Source organism: Nostoc sp. ChiQUE01b (assembly GCF_034531255.1).
Lineage (GTDB): Bacteria > Cyanobacteriota > Cyanobacteriia > Cyanobacteriales > Nostocaceae > Nostoc.
This window is the reverse complement of the sequence record NZ_JAVRBM010000064.1, coordinates 16,631-34,399: the sequence shown is the minus strand read 5'-3', so window position 1 is coordinate 34,399 and position 17,769 is coordinate 16,631. Positions and strand designations below refer to the sequence as shown.

Below are 17,769 nucleotides of genomic sequence, written 5' to 3'. Positions count from 1 at the left end.
AAATTCAAAAAGTCTGATTTAATCTGGCTTTTCAGGTTTTGAAAAAACTCCGTACAACTCGAAAAGCCTTCAGCCCTATTCCCTACTCCCTACTCCCCATTACCCCTTATCCCCAGCTACGTAGATAATTTCAGAAATCAAATATGATTCCTATATCTGGATAATCAAGAGCTTGAGCTTTGTGAAACTTTAATTTTGTAGAGTGCGTTAGTGATAGCGTACTAATGTACCCTACATTAGTAAATACAGATTAAATAAATCCAGACTCTCAAGTAATCACTTTGTTTACCTGAAATGTATTGCATTCACTTCTTTGTTGTATGGCTGCACTGCTAGAGTAAGATTTGCGCTTGAATGCTGCAAATAAAATTACGACAGCAGTGAACGACAAAATAGGAATGCCTGAAGTTGGTTCAGCTACAGAGACAGATGAAACTGGCGTCAAGAGGAAAGCATGAAATTCATTATTAACTGCACCAATACCTACAATTTGTCCATTAATATTAATGTCAAATGCTTGTGTTAAGGTAAGGCCAGCGTCTGAACCGGGAGCAATCAGGTCATTCAAGTTGTACAAAGTGTTATCACTATAAAGTAAAGCCCCTGCATCGTTAGTGCGAGAATACCCGACTACCTGACCCAAATTATTAATCCCCTGACCAATGAACAAATCTGTAGGACTTAACCTACCAATGTCTTGGAGTCCAGTACTAGAACTATAAAGAAAAGTACTAATATTCTCTCCTTCACTGAGTCCAGAAATACCAATCATTTGTCCTGAGTCATTAATATCCAGCGCTGAACTGTAGTTGTCACCAGGGAGGGTGCCGATATTAGTGATTATGCCGTTGTCGTATAAAAAGGCTCGGCTGGGAGAACCGAAAATGCCAACTACCTGACTTCGATTATTTATGCCATAGGCAATATAATTTTCTTCTAAATTATTGTTAATGATAGTTGTTGTACCATTGCTGTATAGGAAAGCGGCTCCGTAGGGAAAGGCAAGCTCTGGAAATATACCGCCACCACTTGTACCGCCAACCACTTCACTGGAGTCATTGATAGCATATGGAATGCCGTTAAAACCGAGACTTTGGGTTGTTCCACCACTGTAAATAAAGGCGTGATTCTCACTGCCCGAATTACCAACTACTTGTCCCAAGTTATTGATACTTTCCACTGCAATTCCATTATCACCAGGCAGCGGACTAATTTTTTTGAGCGAACCATTACTGTACAAAAAAGAAGAAAAAGAATCTCCAGAAGAATTAATGATTACCTCACCAGAGTCATTGATGTCTTGAGCATAACTGAAGGGGTCTCCAGTAAGAGCGCCTAAGTCAGTAACTGAGTATAAAGATACCGCCAATGCCGACTTGGATGCAGTAAGACTGATGGCAGTCAAGGTTATTGCTGTTATACAAGATTTCCAGTTAAGTAAAACCATGTTACTTTTACGTGATTTTTTATTACGCTACCAAATTACCATTAAACAATAGGGTGGTAATACCAATTCTTTATGAAGCTGCGCTAAATAAAGCTTCAAGAATAAAGTCGTAATAAGTCACAGAAACAATCTGTTGAAGTGTAATTGTTTTTAGTACATCAGTTAATTTCTGCTGTAGTTGCACGAGGGTTTTGCAACTTTCCCATTGCATCTCGTCCTATGAGTTCAGAAGCGCGATCGCCTGCTGCTCACTTGACCGCTTTTAAGCAAGTAAAGCATTTGTAATCAATCGAATGCTGTGCTGCTTGCGGTCGTAGCATGTTTGAGGGCTTTCTACAACTCTTGTTGGCTTTCTTTTATCTCAACTTCCAATCTCATACCCATAACTTTTCTATCCAATGCACCACCTTCTGTTTTGGCGCAGCTTCATACAGAATTGGTATGAGATTCTACTAATTCCACGCCAAAGACTTCCGCAAAAGATTGTGCTATGTAAAAACGCACTTCTTGGCAAGTGATATCTGGAATCCATTCGGCTAAACTGCCTACAGGTTTGTCAGAAATGCCACAGGGTACAATGCGCTCAAAGCCTGTCATGTCTGAACAAACATTTAACGCAAAGCCGTGCATAGTAATCCAACGGCTGACTTTAATACCAATAGCTGCGACTTTTCGCCCTTGCAACCAAACGCCAGTAAAAGCCGGAATTCTTTCTCCTTGCAATCCATAAATTGCCAATACGCGAATTATTACTTCTTCGAGTTGCCGTAAGTACCAATGGAGGTCTTGACGATAACGTTGCAGATTTAAAATTGGATAGCCCACCAGTTGACCGGGACAATGGTAAGTAACTTCACCGCCTCGTTCAACTCGATGCACATCATACTGACCTTTGTCAATCTCAAATTTGAGAAAGTCTGAGTTGCTTCCTTGTCCCAGAGTGTAGACAGGAGGATGTTCTAGCAAAATTAACACATCATCTAGACTGGGGTCATGAATGCGCTCAGTCAGAAGCGATCGCTGCCATCCATGAGCTTCCAAGTAAGGTATTAATCCTTGGTTATATAGCAAACAAATGTTTTTATGTGGTTTATTATTACTATGGATCATGCCAAAATTCAACCGTATAAAGAACTAAATATATTTCAAGTTAGAGGATTATAATCAACAATTGTCAAGCTTTGCAAAGGATTTTAAAGGAAAGTCAAGGGAAGATGCATTAGAAAATGCAAAGTGCTAGCTTGAATAGATAACCTCAATAGGTTTTAGGAGGAATTCTCTGCAATAAGCATTATGCCAAGACAATAAAGAAAAAAAAGAATGTACTGGCTGATGACTTTAATATCATTGTTTGCATTTCAAACAGAATCAAACTTCCACAAAGCCTTGTATTCTTGAACAACAGCAAGCAAACCTCAATCGAACACAGAAGGAGCAAATATCAACAGTTCTGTAAGCATTCCTTTAAAGGAAAAGGTAGTCATAGGAGCTACAATTAGATTTCCTCACTCAAAAGTGCTAATTGGATATACAATTAGACATCAGCGCAGAGATGAGGAGGTAAATCAAGGGTATACTTGACAATTCCTCAGATGCAGTAAGTTGAGAGACAGCTTAACAGCAGTAGATACAATATAGTTCACAATTTGTTTTGGCGGGAGTAATAAACCTTACCGCAATTTCTTTTCATACAAAGCAAATTCACACATCCAAAATATTCAGTGGGAGAGTATTACATGAAGCTTGTCATCCACGGCAAAAATATTGAAATCACCGATGCGATTCGTGAGTATGTACATCAAAAGATTGAAAAAGCAGTTAGTCACTTTCAAAGCATTACAAATGAAGTGGATGTGCATCTTAGCGTCGCCCGGAATCCCCGAATCAATCCAAGACAAGCGGCTGAAGTAACTATTTATGCTAATGGTAGCGTGATTCGTGCCGAGGAAAGCAGCGAAAGTCTATATGCCAGCATTGACTTAGTTGCAGATAAAATTGCCCGTCAACTGCGGAAATATAAAGAACGGCGTCAAGACCACAAAACTCATGCTCAACCCACAGAAGTAGTTATTCCAGAGTCGATAGTAACAGATTTAATTGGCGATCGCACCGCCGAATTGCCCAACGAAGTCGTTCGCACCAAATATTTTTCCATGCCGCCGATGACGGTTGCAGAAGCCCTAGAACAACTGCAACTCGTGGGACACGACTTTTATATGTTCCACAATTCTGAAACTGGAGAGATTAATGTAATTTACGAACGTAACCACGGTGGTTATGGTGTTATCCATCCGCGCAATGGTAACGGAAATACTAACGGCAAAAATGGCAAGGCAAGCCACACTAATATAGTCATGCCGGAAAAGTCGCATTCGAGTAAATAAAGACTGGGGAATAGGGAGATGAGGTGAGCAGGGGAGAAGTTGCAGTAAGTCTTTCTCCTCTCTACCTCTGCCTCTTTCAATGCCCATTCCCTTATTTGACAAACTGTTGCAAAGTTTTCAGATATTAGAAAAGATTTTGACTTTAAAATAACTCAAACACTTCTTAATAAATATTTATTTGGCATAGATGAGCTTTTGTCTCCAGAAATTACCTAATACTTGAGCGTTGGAGTAATGTGAAAATTTGCAGTTAGCCCCTAAATTTATTTATAGGTGTCTAAAATCTTTGAATTTTGAATTTTGAATTCGGAGCGTTTGCGTAACGTTAAGGAGGTAATTATCATGCAAAAAGAATATATGGAAATTTTAGAATCATTAATTAATAAATTGACATTATCCGCAATATTAGAAATGTTAGAGCGAATATGTCACAAAAAAGCGGAAAATTTAAGAACTCATTGGCAAGATGAGACTTCAGCAAAGCTTTGGGATAAAGCTGCTAGACAGATAGAACAAATAAATGTTGATGTTTGATTGAAGAAGAATTCAGAATTCAAGATTGAGAATCAATGGGTAAGTGATTCAGACCCGCCACTTAAACCAATTCGCAATTCGCAATTCGCAATTCGCAATGACGCTCTCTACGAGACGCTGCGCGTAGCTTGCTTCTCTGTAAGAGTACGCGGACTCGCTAACGCTGCGCTAACGCAATTACGTGTTGTAACGGGGATAAAGACAAGAGCCACAACACTTGCGGCTTGATAGAAGCCAGGGATTTAAACCCCTACACTTTGTTAATTATTGCACCACTAAATCGCAGATTTAGTGTAGTGTTGTAAGGTTTATTCAGCGTTCGATTAAGTGTTCATGTATAGCAAAGTGCTGAGTGCTGAGTGCTGAGTGCTGAGTAGAAACTCAGTATTATCAAAGGTTTCAGCAACCAACATAGTCCTAACCTATGCTTCGACTGTTGTATTTGGATTGTAGCGACGCAATAATGCTACTCATATTTTCAACCCAAACGTATTACTTTATACGCTCATTGCATGACTCTGCTATCAATTGGTAGTGAAAAATCACGAGACCATTCATTCCAAGAGCCAAAATAATTTCTAGCAGAAATTCCTGCCTCTTCAAGGGCTATTAATGTATTCGCAGCCCTTGAACCCTTAAAGCAGTAAATATACACAGTGGACTCAGAAGTAATACCTAGTGACTGACAAATTTCTCGGATTTCATCTGGCGATCGGAACGTGGGAATTTCCGATTCAGAATTCATTAGATGATGCCATTCTAACCATACTGCGTTAGGGATTCTACCTTTGCGAGGACAAAAATCAGGATGATAAGGAGATGAATTCAACCCAAGCCATTCGTTGCGATCGCGCACATCTAATTTAATAATTGCTGGATTTTCAATTGCTTGCAACATCTCGGTGGTAGTCACCATTATGTCAGCGTTGGGATGCAATCTAAATATGCTGCTTTCACGCTGCGGTACTTCATCGGTAGTAGGTAATTCTGCCTTAAGCCATGCTCTATATCCTCCGTGTAAAATAGATACCTGAGCGCAACCCAAATATTTCAGTAAAAAAGCTGCTCGACAAGATTGACCATAACCTTTATTTAAAGCATCTTCATAAACAATTAACTGTTCTGCACCAGATATTCCTACCCTGCTCATGATTTCTGCAAAATACTCTTGCAATTCCTTTAATCCTGTTGGGGAGGAATTTTCTAAAAGATAGGTGAAAAAATCTCTAATATTTATGGATTGAGAAATATGAGAAATAGCATAATCTTCTTGACTTCGCGTATCGATAATGACAGTTTTTGATGAGTTTTCTGCTAACAGTGACGTGACTTCTTGAGGAGAAATGAGGAGTTTTGTATTCACGCTTTCATGCTTCTGTTATTGTACCATTAGGCATTATCACCTTTGGTAGATTCGCGTTTTGGAATGCAAATTACAGAAGAATGAATATTAAATGTTATGAGATAACTTTTTGTAACTGCAAGAATGCGATCGCTTGCTTTGGCAGAAGCTAATAAATGACTATTGCTAGCTTTGACAATGTAAGTATTGATGACAACATAGAAATGAGAAACAAGATCCCAACTTCGTAAAAGTTATTGGGGATCTTTAGATTTCATCTTAATTTCATTAGATCATTAGTTAAATCGTTAGAATTAAAAAACTCTTAGGTAAGATTTATGCAACTGCTATTTTTAAGGAATGGCTTTTTGGCGTTAACTTTTACTGCGATCGCTTCAGGCGGTGGGTTAATTACAGGCTGTGCTAATACTGCTTCTCAGAACCAAAGCCAAGCGCCAAAGGAAACCGCCACCAATGCTAATGACAAGCAGATGATGAATCACAGCATGGGAATGGATTTAGGCCCAACCGATGCTAATTTTGATTTACGATTTATCGATGCTATGATACCGCACCATCAAGGGGCTGTGGAAATGGCGAATGTTGCTCAGGTGAAATCAAAACGTCCTGAAATCAAAAAACTAGCAGACAATATTATCAAATCGCAAAACCAAGAAATCACTCAGATGAAGCGGTGGCGACAAGCTTGGTATCCCAAGGCGGGAGATAAACGAATGGCTTATGACAGTCAAATGGGTCATACGATGGAAATGTCATCTAACCAAATGAAAACTATGATGATGAGTCAAGACTTAGGTGCAGCCGATGCTGAATTTGATCTGCGCTTTATCAATGCGATGATTCCTCACCACGAAGGGGCTGTAACAATGGGGCAAGATGCTTTAAATAAGTCTAAGCGCCCTGAAATCAAAAAATTAGCCCAAGAAATTGTTAAAGCCCAAGAGATAGAGATTAAACAAATGCAACAGTGGCGAAAAACTTGGTACAACAAATGATATTAATTTGTAATGACCGAACAATTCGCAATTCGCAGTTCGCTTTTTCGCCCATTGCGAACGCGCAATGGATTCATAAGTTTCTTTCTCCAGTCACATGATGTACTTCTTCACTACACTATCATTAGTGATAGTCTGTATAGGGTAAGAAAGCAAAGCAAATGACCCAAACGACGAAAACCCAAAAACTGCTGACCTTTGAAGAATATCTTACCTATGACGATGGTACAGACACGCGCTATGAGTTGGTGGATGGAGAACTAGTTGAGATGCCACCAGAAAGTCAGGAAAATAGCAATCTGGCAAGATTTCTATTCGTTGAACTACTAAAACATTTCCCCTTTTATTTAGTTGCTCACAAGGATACAGAAATTGAGGTGGCGGGGCGACGGGCGAGATGTCGTTTACCTGACTTAATGGTTCACACAGAAGAATCTTATGGTGCTCTTATCAGTGCTACTCGTGCTACCCTTACCCGTGATATGCCGCCACCTGCGTTAGTGATTGAAATTGTTTCTCCGGGAACAGCAAACCGCGTTCGTGATTATCGTTACAAGCGGACGGAGTATGCCGCTAGGGAAATATTAGAGTATTGGATTGTTGACCCACAGATACAACAAATTACGATTTGCCAGTGGGTGGAGGGACAGTATGAAGATAAGGTATTTACAGGTGCGACTTGTATGGAATCAGTGGTAATTGCTGATTGGACGCTAACAGTAGAGCAGGTGTTTAACAGCGCAAATCGACCAGAATTACTAGGGAAATGACTCCAGCAGGTAGTGAAGATGATCGCGCTACAATCGCAAAGTTAGAGATAGGTAGTAGCGTATTTTTTGGTATCAATGCTGGCAGCAATCCCAATCGCAGAAAGATTACACTTAAAGTAAATCCAATTAGTCGCACACACGCTGAAATGGAAGAATCTGTTATTTGGAAAAAAGATGAAGTTGTTGAGCGGGTATAAAAATGCGTATTGCGAATTGTTTCATAAAGTAACGGCGGGGAAGCCCCATCCCTTCATGGGTGGGGAGGAACCGCCGCCCCGCCGTTACTAAGGAAGAGGGAAGAAGCAAGGAGGAAGAAGTGATAAAATAACAACTGAACTTCAAACTTCTTCCATCAAACTTATGAGCCACCGAGAACAGTTTATTTGGCAACGTGGTATTCAGCTTGCTAAAAAATGTTACGAACTGACTAAACATTTTCCTAACTCCGAAATCTACGGTTTAACGAGTCAAATTAGACGTTCTGCGGTTTCAGTACCCTCTAATATTGCAGAAGGGTATGGGCGGGTATCGAAAGCGGAATACGTTCGTTTTTTGCAAATAAGCTTAGGTTCTTTAAGAGAGTTAGACACGCAGTTGATTATTGCTAAAGAAGTAAAATTACTTGCACCTGAAATGTTTGATTCTGCTTTAAAAGAAGTTGATGAAATGCAGCGTATTCTAGTATCTACTCTGCAAAAACTGGAATGATAGCTCTACCTTCTTCCTCCTGACTCCTTCCTTCTTCCTTAAGCCCCATCCCTTCATGGGTGGGGCTTTTCATTCTTCCTGTTTTCCCAAATACACTTCAATCACACGAGAGTCATTTTGCACTTCTTCAAAATTACCTTCGCACAATACCGAACCTTCATGTAACACCGTTACTTTCTTGGCAATTTGACGCACAAATTCCATATCATGTTCAATTACTAAAATTGAATGACTCTGCGCTAGTGCTAAAAGTAATTCGCCAATGTTGTAGGTTTCTTCATCTGTTAAACCCGCAACTGGTTCATCAACAAGTAATAAATCTGGGGACTGTGCTACTAACATCCCAATTTCTAAACGTTGCTTTTCTCCGTGAGAAAGTAAAGCTGCTCTGATATCGGCTTTTGGCGTTAAACCGATGGTTTCTAATAATCCTTTAATATTATTCTTTTCAACAGCGTTAGAATGTTCAAACAAAGTAGAAAAGACATTTTTCTTCTTGTTACTGGTAATTTCTAAATTTTCACGGGGCGTTAAGTTCAGGTAAATTCTGGGTGTTTGAAACTTGCGCCCAATTCCCAATCGGGCAATTTTATATTCAGGTAAAGAACGTAGGTTTTTACCTTTGAATAAGACTCGCCCAACGGTTGGCTGAACTTTCCCCGTAATCACATCCAGAAACGTGGTCTTTCCCGCACCATTGGGGCCAATTACTACTCGTAATTCACCCACATCCATACTAAAGTTAAGCTGGTTTAAAGCCTTAAAACCGTCAAAACTAACAGTTACGTTTTCAGTTTCCAATATTTTCGCGTTCATGTTGCACTTCGGGGTCTTCTTCCAAGGTGGGATATGTAGCAATTTCTTGACGACGGTGGAAAAGAGAAATATTCTGACTACGCAACCATCCCACAATGCCGTCAGGAAGGACTGTAACGACTATCAAAAATAGTGCGCCTTGGAAAAATAGCCAGATTTCGGCAAATTGTTCGCTTAAAAAAGTGCGGGCATAATTTACTAACAAAGTTCCGACAATCGCCCCAATTAAAGTAGCGCGTCCGCCTACAGCTACCCAAATCACCATTTCAATTGAAAAGGCAATATCCATTGCTCTGGGTGAGACAGAACCACTTTGAATGGTGTAAAATGCTCCTGCTATACCTGCGATCGCACCGGAAACTGCAAACACCACTACCTTAAAATCTGTAGGGTCGTAGCCAGAAAATCTTACCCGACTTTCATCATCACGAATCGCTATCAACAACCTACCAAAGCGTCCAGTTGTCAACCAGCGACAAATTCCGTAGGTGGCTGCGAGAAATACTACCGTCAGCGTGTAGAAAATAAACTGCGTTTTGGCATCGCTGACCGTTGCTCCAAATAAGGTTGTAAAATCTATCAGTCCGTTCGTACCATTGAATAGTTTTTGCTGACCGTTAAAGAAGTTGAAAAATACAATAGTTCCGGCTTGAGTCAAAATAGAAAAATAAACTCCCTTGAGGCGATTTCGGAAAACTAAATATCCCAACAATCCCGCCAATAACCCTGGAATTAGTACCAGCAAAGCTATTGTCAAAGGAAACGAATAAAAAGGTTGCCAAAATGCGGGAAGTTCTGTAACCCCATAAAGTCCCATGAAATCAGGCAATTCTCCACTAGGGACTTGCAGTTTCAGGTACATTGCGATCGCATATCCACCCAAACCAAAGAAAATACCATGTCCCAAACTCAATAAACCAGTATACCCCCAAATCAAATCAATACCCAAAGCTGCGATCGCCAGTGATAAAAATCGCCCCAACAAATTCAGGCGAAACTCCGACAGTAGCAGTGGCATAATCATAATGAGGAAAAGTGCGATTGCAACCACCACCCCCACCTCAATTAAAATTAACCTTCCTCCCCTCTTCCTCATTCTCTGCGTCCTCCGTGCCTCTGCGGTTTAAACATCAACAGTACGTCCCTTCTGCGGAAAAATCCCCCCAGGCTTCCACTGTAAAAACACAATAATCAGCGCAAACACCATCACCTTAGCCATACTCGTCGTGGCAAAAAAAGTAAACAAATCAGCCAAAGGTTTAACAGAACTCAACAACAAAGCCAAAGTCCCAGAACCAATTAAAAAATTAGCCGTACCAATACCCAAAGCAGCCACAATCGTCCCAGCTAAATTCCCCACACCTCCAACGACAACCACCATAAAAGTATCAATAATATAGTTTTGTCCCGTATTTGGCCCCACAGAACCAAGCAAACTAATCGCACATCCAGCCACACCAGCTAAACCAGAACCCAATGCAAAAGTAATCGCATCGACCTTTTGAGTTGGGATACCCAAACAAGCACTCATACTCCGGTTTTGCGTCACAGCCCGAATTCTTAAACCCCAGCTAGAACGTTGTAAAAATAAATAAATTCCTGCCACACAGATTATTGTTAAAGCAATAATAAATAATCTGGCAAAGGGTAATTGTACACCACCTAAAGACATCCCTGCTTGTAACCAAGTAGGTGCTGTTACATCCACATTTTGAGCGCCAAACCAAGGTTGAGTTACTGCTAACTGATAAGTTTGACTCAATAAATTGCCCGTTGTGATTGTCACCCCCAGCGATAATAAAAATATCACCGCTACAATCCAGTTACGAACTCTTCCTAAATCAGTGCGGGAATTTAAAATCCATAAACCTCCAAAAAACAGCAGAGAAAATAAGCCTATACCAATTATCAATACCCAATTCACGCTGCGGACAAACTGCTGAAAAATTAAACTTACTCCCCAAGTTGCTAGTAGAGTTTCTAATGGGCGTCCATAGAGATAACGAATCACGCCTTTTTCTAAAATTAATCCCACAGCAGCCGTGAATATAAAAGCAATAATTAAAGCCAAAAATATATAGACTTCAAACCACACCCCACCCAATTGTTTGCAGCCATTTTGCACAACATAAGTTGTATAAGCACCAAACATCATCAATTCACCATGCGCCATATTGATGACGCCCATCAATCCAAATATAATCGCCAGTCCCAACGCAGCAATTAATAATACTGCGCCAATACTAATACCATTAAATACAGCTTCTAAAAATCCTGCTAACACTTATTTCTCCTTATTTGTCATTAGTCATTTGTCCTTTGTCCTTTGTCTTTTGTCCTTTGTTGCTTGTAACTATTAACTGATGACTAATGACTAATGACTGATGACTAATGACTAATGACTAATGACTAATGAATTAAACTTTCTTGTATTTACCACCCTTAGCAGGGTCACTCCAATCACAAGCAAATCCCTTAGTTTCTTTGACAAATTGATTCCAAGGAACTGGTTCAACTGCTGTCGGAGTAGCATAGACAATATCGAACAAACCATCTAGCCTAACTTGACCAATTCGCACAATTTTAGATATGTGATGATTAGCATCCATTGTCACCTTACCTTCAGGTGCATCTAAAGTTTGACCATAAGCCGCAGCACTTACTTTAGCTATATCTGTAGTACCAGCTTTTTGAACTGCTTGCTTCCACAAATAAACTGCAATGTATGCTGCTTCCATTGGGTCATTTGTTACCCGATTTTCACCGTATTCTTTTTTGAAAGCTGCGACAAACTTTTTATTAGCAGGTGTGTCTACTGTTTGGAAGTAATTCCAAGCAGCGTAGTGACCTTTGAGATACTCTACACCAATTGCTTTAACTTCTTCTTCGGCAATACTGACAGACATGGAAGGATATCTTTCTGGTGTCAATCCAGCACCTTTCAATTGTTTGAAAAAAGCAACGTTGCTATCACCATTTAGAGTATTGTAAATTACACCTCCATTCGGCAAAGCTTGCTTAATTTTAGTGATAATTGGTGTAACCTCGGTGTTCCCAAGAGGTAAATAGTCTTCACCAACTGTTTTTCCGCCTAAAGCTTCTAGTTGAGCTTTAATAATTGTGTTAGCAGTCCGGGGAAAAACATAGTCAGAGCCAACTAAGAAGAATTCTTTGCCCTTATTTTTTAACAGCCAATCAACAGATGGTTCAATTTGTTGATTTGGCGCAGCGCCAGTGTAGAAAATATTTTTAGAACACTCTTGACCTTCGTATTGCACAGGATACCAGAGCATGTGGTTTTTGCTCTCGAATACTGGCTTGACATTCTTACGGCTAGCAGAAGTCCAACAACCAAAGACTACAGCAACTTTATCTTGATCGATTAGCTTGGTTGCTTTTTCTCTAAAAGTATCCCAGTTAGAAGCACCATCTTCGGTAATTGCTTCAATTTGTTTACCTAAGACACCACCAGCAGCGTTAATTTCTTTGATTGCTAATTTTTCAGCATCAACAACACTTTTTTCACTAATAGACATCGTACCACTCAGAGAGTGCAAAATACCTACTTTTATGGTGTCACCAGCAGTAGCCGCCGCTGGTGAAGCAGTAGGAGGCGCAACTGGACTCTGTGTAGCAGTTGGAGAATTATTCGCGCAAGCTTTCAAAAAAAAGCTGCTTCCAAAAGTTAAAGAACCGTAGATTATAAACTTGCGTCGGTTAAATTGTCTTCTCATCTTTTTATGAATTTTCCTGTTGATGAATCAGCCAACTTATAGAAAGCTGACAATATCAATCTTTAAAGTGTGATATTAGTGCGATAGTTTACTAGTAAAAAGTGACGCCTTATACAAAAAAGATTGTTTTTGTAATAAAAAACAATCTTTTTAATATTAAGCTTTATTAACTTTATAAAGATTCTCATATCTATGCAATACGTTATGGATGAACGAAACCTTTCTCTTCCACGAACATTTTTGATTCTAGACAGTTAAAAACGGCTATCTTTGTGCAAAATTATTGTCGATGCTGAATAGATAGCTGGTTAATACAACAATAGTTTTAATTATTAAGTCAGGTTAAAATCTTCCACCTACACTGCTATTGCTTAGATACTCCTGGTTCAATTCGTGCCCCAAGCTGAAGAACTCGTCCAAGATCGTCAGCGTTTCGCCAGGTTTCAATTATCTTTCCGTCGGCAATATAATGAATGAACGTAGCAGTGAATGTCTGTTGACGGCCGCAACTAGGTATGCCAAGGAAACTCTCTTGGATGCAGGTATTAGTCGCACGCACAACAACTTTGTCACCTTCAGCAATTACGTCTTCAATTGTCCATTTCTGCTGGATAGGCCCAAATGAACCAAAGAGTTTGCGTACTCCTTCAGGGCCAAGGGGAAGTCCTGGTAAACCACCGTGCATTTTCCAAGTCGGGGCGGTTATCTCGCAAATTTCTTCGATTTTATGCTCGCTAATAAGTTCAATCCACCGTTGAGCAATTATTTTGTTGTCCTCAATGGAAGACATTGCTGCTGTTCCTTTACTGAAAATTAGGCGAACTCTAATTATTTATTTAGACAGACAAGCTGCACTATTGTCAATTAACCAAGAATGAGATTGAACTAAAATCAGTGCAGGTCATATCCCCTTTTTATAACTCCAAAGTTTGACTGCACCTAATGTGCCAGCATTAGTAATATTTGTGTTTTTCGCTGCGGGCTTTTAGATTAGCATTTGTGTAATAATTTCATCTTCCTGGCCAGTTGCAAAATTAGCAAAGCGCTTTGCCAAAGGTGGTATAAGTACTAGGGGATTACTAAACCCAGAGAAAACATGAACGCCTTCAAATCCTGGAATAGCACCAATTAAGGGGAGTTGATTGCTACTAAATGCCACTAAGCAGTGATACCAAGTCCCTGGTAAATTCTCCAATGCTGGTAAAATTTGACCAACACTTTGTCGCAACCATTTTTCGCTTACGTCTGAGTTTATCTTGGCATGAGGATCTGCGATCGCACGGCTAATTTGACCGATGCGGATACTACCATCTTGAAACTGAATCGCACCCGCATCTAAAATTGCTGGTACTAACTCATTACCAAATTCATCCCATAATTCATCAACTTGAGTAGATTCAGCTTCTAGTTGAAACCGTTGTTGATTCGCTGGCATAACTAAGGTGCGTAACCTGACATCAACAGGTGGGGTTTGAATGATTTCTTCGTGGGTAAAATACAGCTTGATGGAAACACCAGCAGATTTGAGGAGCTGGCGGCTGAGTCCACCCGCACAGATGACAACGTTAGCGCTGTGGAAAGTTGCAGTGGTAGTTTGTACACCATCTTGCAATACTTGCAATACTTGGGTAATCTGCATTTCACCCCCAGCCCGCTCAAAAGCTTGGATGTAAGCTTGTGCTGTTTTTTCTGGGTGAATATGACCGTGTTTGACAGTTAAAGCCCCAGATATCGCCTCTTGATTTAGTTGCGGTTCCAACTCACAAGCTTCTTGGATACTGAGTAAACGGGGTGGAATGGCAAACTGATTATATGATGCCGCAGTTGTTTCTGGGTCGTTATGGGCTGAAATAGTCAGTAATAAATCTAGTTCCCGAAATTGGATATCAGCGTCTAACTCTTGAGATAGGATATGGTAACGTGCGATCGCTTCTTCGCACAATCGCCGAGTTAGCGGTGTAGCACCAGACCAATAAGCAAGTCCACCATAACTATAGCGAGTTGCATTTTGTGGTGTAACATCTTGTTCTAGCAAAAGTACAGCAAAACCTTTTTTCGCTAGTTCGTAAGAGAGTGCAGCACCTGTAATTCCACCACCAACAACAATCCAGTCGTAGGTTTTCATATTTTGCAAATTGTGAATGGGTCAAGGTAATTCGTAATTAATAATTCGTAATTCGTAGTTGCAATTAGTGAGGGCAAAAAAGCGCCACTTTCTTGTTGACCACTGAATTCTTAATTCAATGCTTGCTCTGTACCCTCTTTAATTACAAATTACGAATTAGTAATTATTTGGTCATAATTTATTTCCGTTAAAACTTGAGAATTATTAATAAAAATTTTTCAAATAGTGATTGACAAGTATAAAATTATACATTATTATCAAAGTATGATCGAGGCGATCGCTAAATCCCGCAAAGAAGACAGCCATCGCCCCTATCTAAACCCCAAGATCGATAAAGGCGATCGCCAAATCCCGCAAAGAAGACAGCGATCGCCTTTATATAAACCCCAATATCGGAGTATAAATATCATCATGTCACAATTACCAGAATCTGCCCAGTCCAAGTTAGAACAGTTTTTGTCTGGGGAAAATTTAGATACATCCACCAGCCATCAACCAACCAGACAACCATTACCCCGGCGAGAACCGATTAAACATACATTGATTGGTTCTGCAAAAGCCGTTACCAGCACCATTCACTATTTACAAGTAATTGGCTACGCCAGCGTTGGCGACTGGAGTCCACTAGTACCCACCGAAAATCCACATGAGGTGATGAGCATTTTAATCCGCCAGATTCTTATGCAATAACCTTGTAGAGACTAAGGCGTGTTTTCAAACTACTGGTTTTGGTTTAGCCCTTTAACTTTTTAGATCCCCCTAAATCCCCCTTAAAAAGGGGGACTTTAAGATACTCTTAGCCCCCCTTTTTAAGGGGGGTTGGGGGGATCTAAGACTTTGAAAACACGCCCTAGCAATTACTAGTCTCTTTTTCTATTTGATTTACGAACCAGTAGGGGCGGGTTCACCGAGAGCAGAAACCACGCTTTTACGCACATTACGCTTGCGATCGCTTTTACGAATACCTCCAGCCATCTGATACTCATAGCTATTCTTACCAAATTTGTAAGCAATACCACGCAAAATTTTCTCAGAATAATCTGCTAAATCTTGCTCATTTTCAAGGATCTGGGTTAGTAAGACATCAATAGTGGAGAGGGTAGTATTGTATGCTTCTAGAGATTGTCGCAGGCTTTCGATTTTTCCAGTATAATCTTTGACTGACAATCCCTCTCCGACATCTAGACTTAAATTGATGGATTTAATGCTTGCTAGACGTGTTTGAGCTTTGCCCAGAGTACGTGAATTTCGTTTTGGTCTTGCCATAATTGTTACTTATTTTTCAAATATACCATAACTCTATAGTGGACAATTGTTTCAAAGGTTGTCATACGTAAAATTATTGGTTTTTATTTAAAAATCTAAAATTTAAGTAATTTCCAGCTACTTCTGATAACGTCAGAGCGGAATTTGATCCAGAGTGCGCGAAACACTCAAACGTGAAGGCGGAAGTTGATACAGAGTGCGCGAAATACTCAAACGTGAAGGCGGAATTTGATCCAGGGAAGACGGAATTTGATACAGAGTGCGCAAAACACCCAAACGTGAAGGCGGAAGTTGATCCAGGGAAGACAGAATTTGATACAGAGTGCGCGAAACACTTAAACGTGAAGGCGGAAGTTGCTACAGGCGAGGCAAAACAGATTGGTTTGGAACTATTACAGTTCGATGCTCTTGTGACAAAATAAGTTGCACATCGCGTTATTTTATTCTCTGAAAGTCCCTTAACTTATGATTAGACCTTTTGTATAAATCGAATATACCCTTCTTTATCCCCCCGATATTTTGGGAGGAAACTTGAAATCTTGCCCCCTCCCCTTGACAAGGAGAGGGTTAGGGAGGGGTGATTCAAGGATTTTTGCAAGAGGTCTATTTTTTCTGAGTAATTTATTTCTTGGAAGTCTCCTAGTGGATCGCATCCTGGAGCAAAGTCCATTTTTCCCAAGGACCGATCGCAGGTCGGTTGGCGTTTACGCCGTCACCGCCACCATTCTCTGCAACGACCCAACTTCCATCACTCGCTTTAAATGCCACTTTCACAAGCCCGGAACGTGGGATTTCACCAAACACCGGGAAAAGCCCCGCTGGCGTATCGCCAAGTAGGAATATCTGAAATGTTTCCCAAGAACCGCAAGTACTTCGGTTTGCATTAGTCTCACGACCACCGCCGTTCTCGGCAGTTACAAAATAACCATTATCGGTTCTAAGGCAGACAGCATCACCGCTCATAAGTGCGCCTTGATAAATGTCTATGATCGTAAATCGCTCCCAAGGTCCCTGCGCTGGTCTATTGGCATAGAGTCCACTTCCACCCCCATTTTCGGCACTAAGATAAGAACCATTAGAGGAAGTGAAAGTCGCTAGCCTATTATCAGCAAATGCTGCTTTAGGAGACACTCCCGTAATCGCAACCATTGCGGTTAAGATAATTGGAATCTTTATTCTTCTTAGCATGTTTATACTCCATTTTTTTACAAGTCAACCGCCTCAGCCATTGAGGTCATAGAAGCCCTCAGAGCTATCGAATAAACCCACAAAACCCCCCGTGCTGGTGTGAGATATTATGAAATTACGAGCTTTTCAAACCCTCAATGGGTTTTACCAATCCACATTGCTTATTACGATGCAATTTCTGATTTATGCACTTAAACAAAAAATTAAATAGATGATGTAGAGCGATCGCACCTCGCCACCGATGCAAAACCCACAGCTTGCACAAAGCGATCGCCTGAATCAATAACTAGCAACTTGGGTTATTAGAGAAAAAAAACTGCTTTAGTCTAAATTAGAGCAATAAGAATTAGACAGGTTTATTGAAAGCAACTTTAAAATGCGTCACTTGTCAACTCACCGAAACAGTGCTGAGTGCTGAGTAAAAAAGTAGGCGTTGCTG

19 protein-coding genes are annotated in these 17,769 nt (G+C 40.3%); 8 read left to right on the top strand and 11 right to left on the bottom strand.

Features of this window, described 5'->3' with window-relative positions:
* Positions 1 to 268: 268 nt before the first annotated feature.
* Together RMY63_RS30420 and lipB are read right to left on the bottom strand one after the other, a co-directional pair.
* Complete coding sequence (locus RMY63_RS30420; protein WP_322732285.1) at positions 269 to 1,447, bottom strand: hypothetical protein; 1,179 nt, start codon at positions 1,445 to 1,447, stop codon at positions 269 to 271.
* Between the two features lie 426 nt (positions 1,448 to 1,873).
* Positions 1,874 to 2,557: a lipoyl(octanoyl) transferase LipB gene (lipB, locus tag RMY63_RS30415; protein WP_322732284.1), complete on the bottom strand. Its 684-nt coding sequence runs from the start codon at positions 2,555 to 2,557 to the stop codon at positions 1,874 to 1,876.
* Between the two features lie 626 nt (positions 2,558 to 3,183).
* On the opposite strand from lipB, the gene hpf reads away from it, so the two are divergent.
* Together hpf and RMY63_RS30405 are read left to right on the top strand one after the other, a co-directional pair.
* Entirely contained in the window at positions 3,184 to 3,831 is a 648-nt protein-coding gene (hpf, locus tag RMY63_RS30410) for a ribosome hibernation-promoting factor, HPF/YfiA family (RefSeq protein WP_322687893.1), read from the top strand.
* 342 nt (positions 3,832 to 4,173) lie between these two features.
* A complete protein-coding gene (locus RMY63_RS30405; RefSeq protein ID WP_099099305.1) occupies positions 4,174 to 4,365 on the top strand; it encodes a hypothetical protein in 192 nt (63 codons plus the stop codon).
* Positions 4,366 to 4,870: 505 nt separating this feature from the next.
* On the opposite strand, the gene RMY63_RS30400 is transcribed toward RMY63_RS30405, so the two are convergent.
* Positions 4,871 to 5,728, bottom strand: coding sequence for a sulfurtransferase (locus RMY63_RS30400; RefSeq protein WP_322732283.1), 858 nt, complete (start codon positions 5,726 to 5,728; stop codon positions 4,871 to 4,873).
* A 317-nt stretch (positions 5,729 to 6,045) separates the two neighbouring features.
* Between RMY63_RS30400 and RMY63_RS30395 the strand changes: the two genes are divergently transcribed.
* From RMY63_RS30395 to RMY63_RS30380, 4 genes are all read left to right on the top strand, one after another.
* Entirely contained in the window at positions 6,046 to 6,723 is a 678-nt protein-coding gene (locus tag RMY63_RS30395) for a DUF305 domain-containing protein (protein WP_322732282.1), read from the top strand.
* A gap of 161 nt (positions 6,724 to 6,884) precedes the next feature.
* Positions 6,885 to 7,493, top strand: coding sequence for a Uma2 family endonuclease (locus RMY63_RS30390; protein ID WP_322732281.1), 609 nt, complete (start codon positions 6,885 to 6,887; stop codon positions 7,491 to 7,493).
* Positions 7,490 to 7,690 carry a hypothetical protein gene (locus RMY63_RS30385; protein WP_322732280.1) on the top strand — a complete coding sequence of 67 codons (201 nt, stop codon included), beginning with the start codon at positions 7,490 to 7,492 and terminating at the stop codon, positions 7,688 to 7,690. Before RMY63_RS30390 ends, RMY63_RS30385 begins: the two co-directional genes overlap by 4 nt.
* A 163-nt stretch (positions 7,691 to 7,853) precedes the next feature.
* Entirely contained in the window at positions 7,854 to 8,201 is a 348-nt protein-coding gene (locus RMY63_RS30380; RefSeq protein WP_322732279.1) for a four helix bundle protein, read from the top strand.
* Positions 8,202 to 8,270: 69 nt separating this feature from the next.
* On the opposite strand, the gene urtD is transcribed toward RMY63_RS30380, so the two are convergent.
* From urtD to RMY63_RS30350, 6 genes are all read right to left on the bottom strand, one after another.
* Positions 8,271 to 9,017 (bottom strand): urea ABC transporter ATP-binding protein UrtD, encoded by a 747-nt coding sequence (gene urtD, locus RMY63_RS30375; RefSeq protein ID WP_322732278.1) that lies wholly within the window; start codon positions 9,015 to 9,017, stop codon positions 8,271 to 8,273.
* The gene (gene urtC / locus RMY63_RS30370) at positions 8,992 to 10,113 is read right to left on the bottom strand and encodes an urea ABC transporter permease subunit UrtC (RefSeq protein ID WP_322732277.1); all 1,122 of its coding nucleotides are present in this window, start codon (positions 10,111 to 10,113) and stop codon (positions 8,992 to 8,994) included. Before urtC ends, urtD begins: the two co-directional genes overlap by 26 nt.
* Before the next feature lie 27 nt (positions 10,114 to 10,140).
* Positions 10,141 to 11,301: an urea ABC transporter permease subunit UrtB gene (gene urtB / locus RMY63_RS30365; protein WP_322732276.1), complete on the bottom strand. Its 1,161-nt coding sequence runs from the start codon at positions 11,299 to 11,301 to the stop codon at positions 10,141 to 10,143.
* A gap of 133 nt (positions 11,302 to 11,434) precedes the next feature.
* Positions 11,435 to 12,751: an urea ABC transporter substrate-binding protein gene (gene urtA / locus RMY63_RS30360; protein WP_322732275.1), complete on the bottom strand. Its 1,317-nt coding sequence runs from the start codon at positions 12,749 to 12,751 to the stop codon at positions 11,435 to 11,437.
* A 364-nt stretch (positions 12,752 to 13,115) separates the two neighbouring features.
* The gene (locus RMY63_RS30355; protein ID WP_322732274.1) at positions 13,116 to 13,541 is read right to left on the bottom strand and encodes an ester cyclase; all 426 of its coding nucleotides are present in this window, start codon (positions 13,539 to 13,541) and stop codon (positions 13,116 to 13,118) included.
* A 195-nt stretch (positions 13,542 to 13,736) separates the two neighbouring features.
* Positions 13,737 to 14,876 (bottom strand): FAD-binding oxidoreductase, encoded by a 1,140-nt coding sequence (locus tag RMY63_RS30350; protein ID WP_322732273.1) that lies wholly within the window; start codon positions 14,874 to 14,876, stop codon positions 13,737 to 13,739.
* A gap of 411 nt (positions 14,877 to 15,287) precedes the next feature.
* Here RMY63_RS30350 and RMY63_RS30345 point away from each other — a divergent pair, with 411 nt between their 5' ends.
* On the top strand, positions 15,288 to 15,566 hold the full coding sequence (locus tag RMY63_RS30345; RefSeq protein WP_322732299.1) for a hypothetical protein: 279 nt from the start codon (positions 15,288 to 15,290) through the stop codon (positions 15,564 to 15,566).
* 192 nt (positions 15,567 to 15,758) lie between these two features.
* Here the strand turns inward: RMY63_RS30345 and RMY63_RS30340 are convergent, their stop codons facing one another.
* Positions 15,759 to 16,142 carry a hypothetical protein gene (locus tag RMY63_RS30340; protein WP_322732272.1) on the bottom strand — a complete coding sequence of 128 codons (384 nt, stop codon included), beginning with the start codon at positions 16,140 to 16,142 and terminating at the stop codon, positions 15,759 to 15,761.
* 173 nt (positions 16,143 to 16,315) lie between these two features.
* On the opposite strand from RMY63_RS30340, the gene RMY63_RS30335 reads away from it, so the two are divergent.
* The gene (locus tag RMY63_RS30335) at positions 16,316 to 16,564 is read left to right on the top strand and encodes a hypothetical protein (RefSeq protein ID WP_322732271.1); all 249 of its coding nucleotides are present in this window, start codon (positions 16,316 to 16,318) and stop codon (positions 16,562 to 16,564) included.
* 217 nt (positions 16,565 to 16,781) lie between these two features.
* On the opposite strand, the gene RMY63_RS30330 is transcribed toward RMY63_RS30335, so the two are convergent.
* Positions 16,782 to 17,291 carry a hypothetical protein gene (locus RMY63_RS30330; protein ID WP_322732270.1) on the bottom strand — a complete coding sequence of 170 codons (510 nt, stop codon included), beginning with the start codon at positions 17,289 to 17,291 and terminating at the stop codon, positions 16,782 to 16,784.
* Between the last annotated feature and the right edge of the window lie 478 nt (positions 17,292 to 17,769).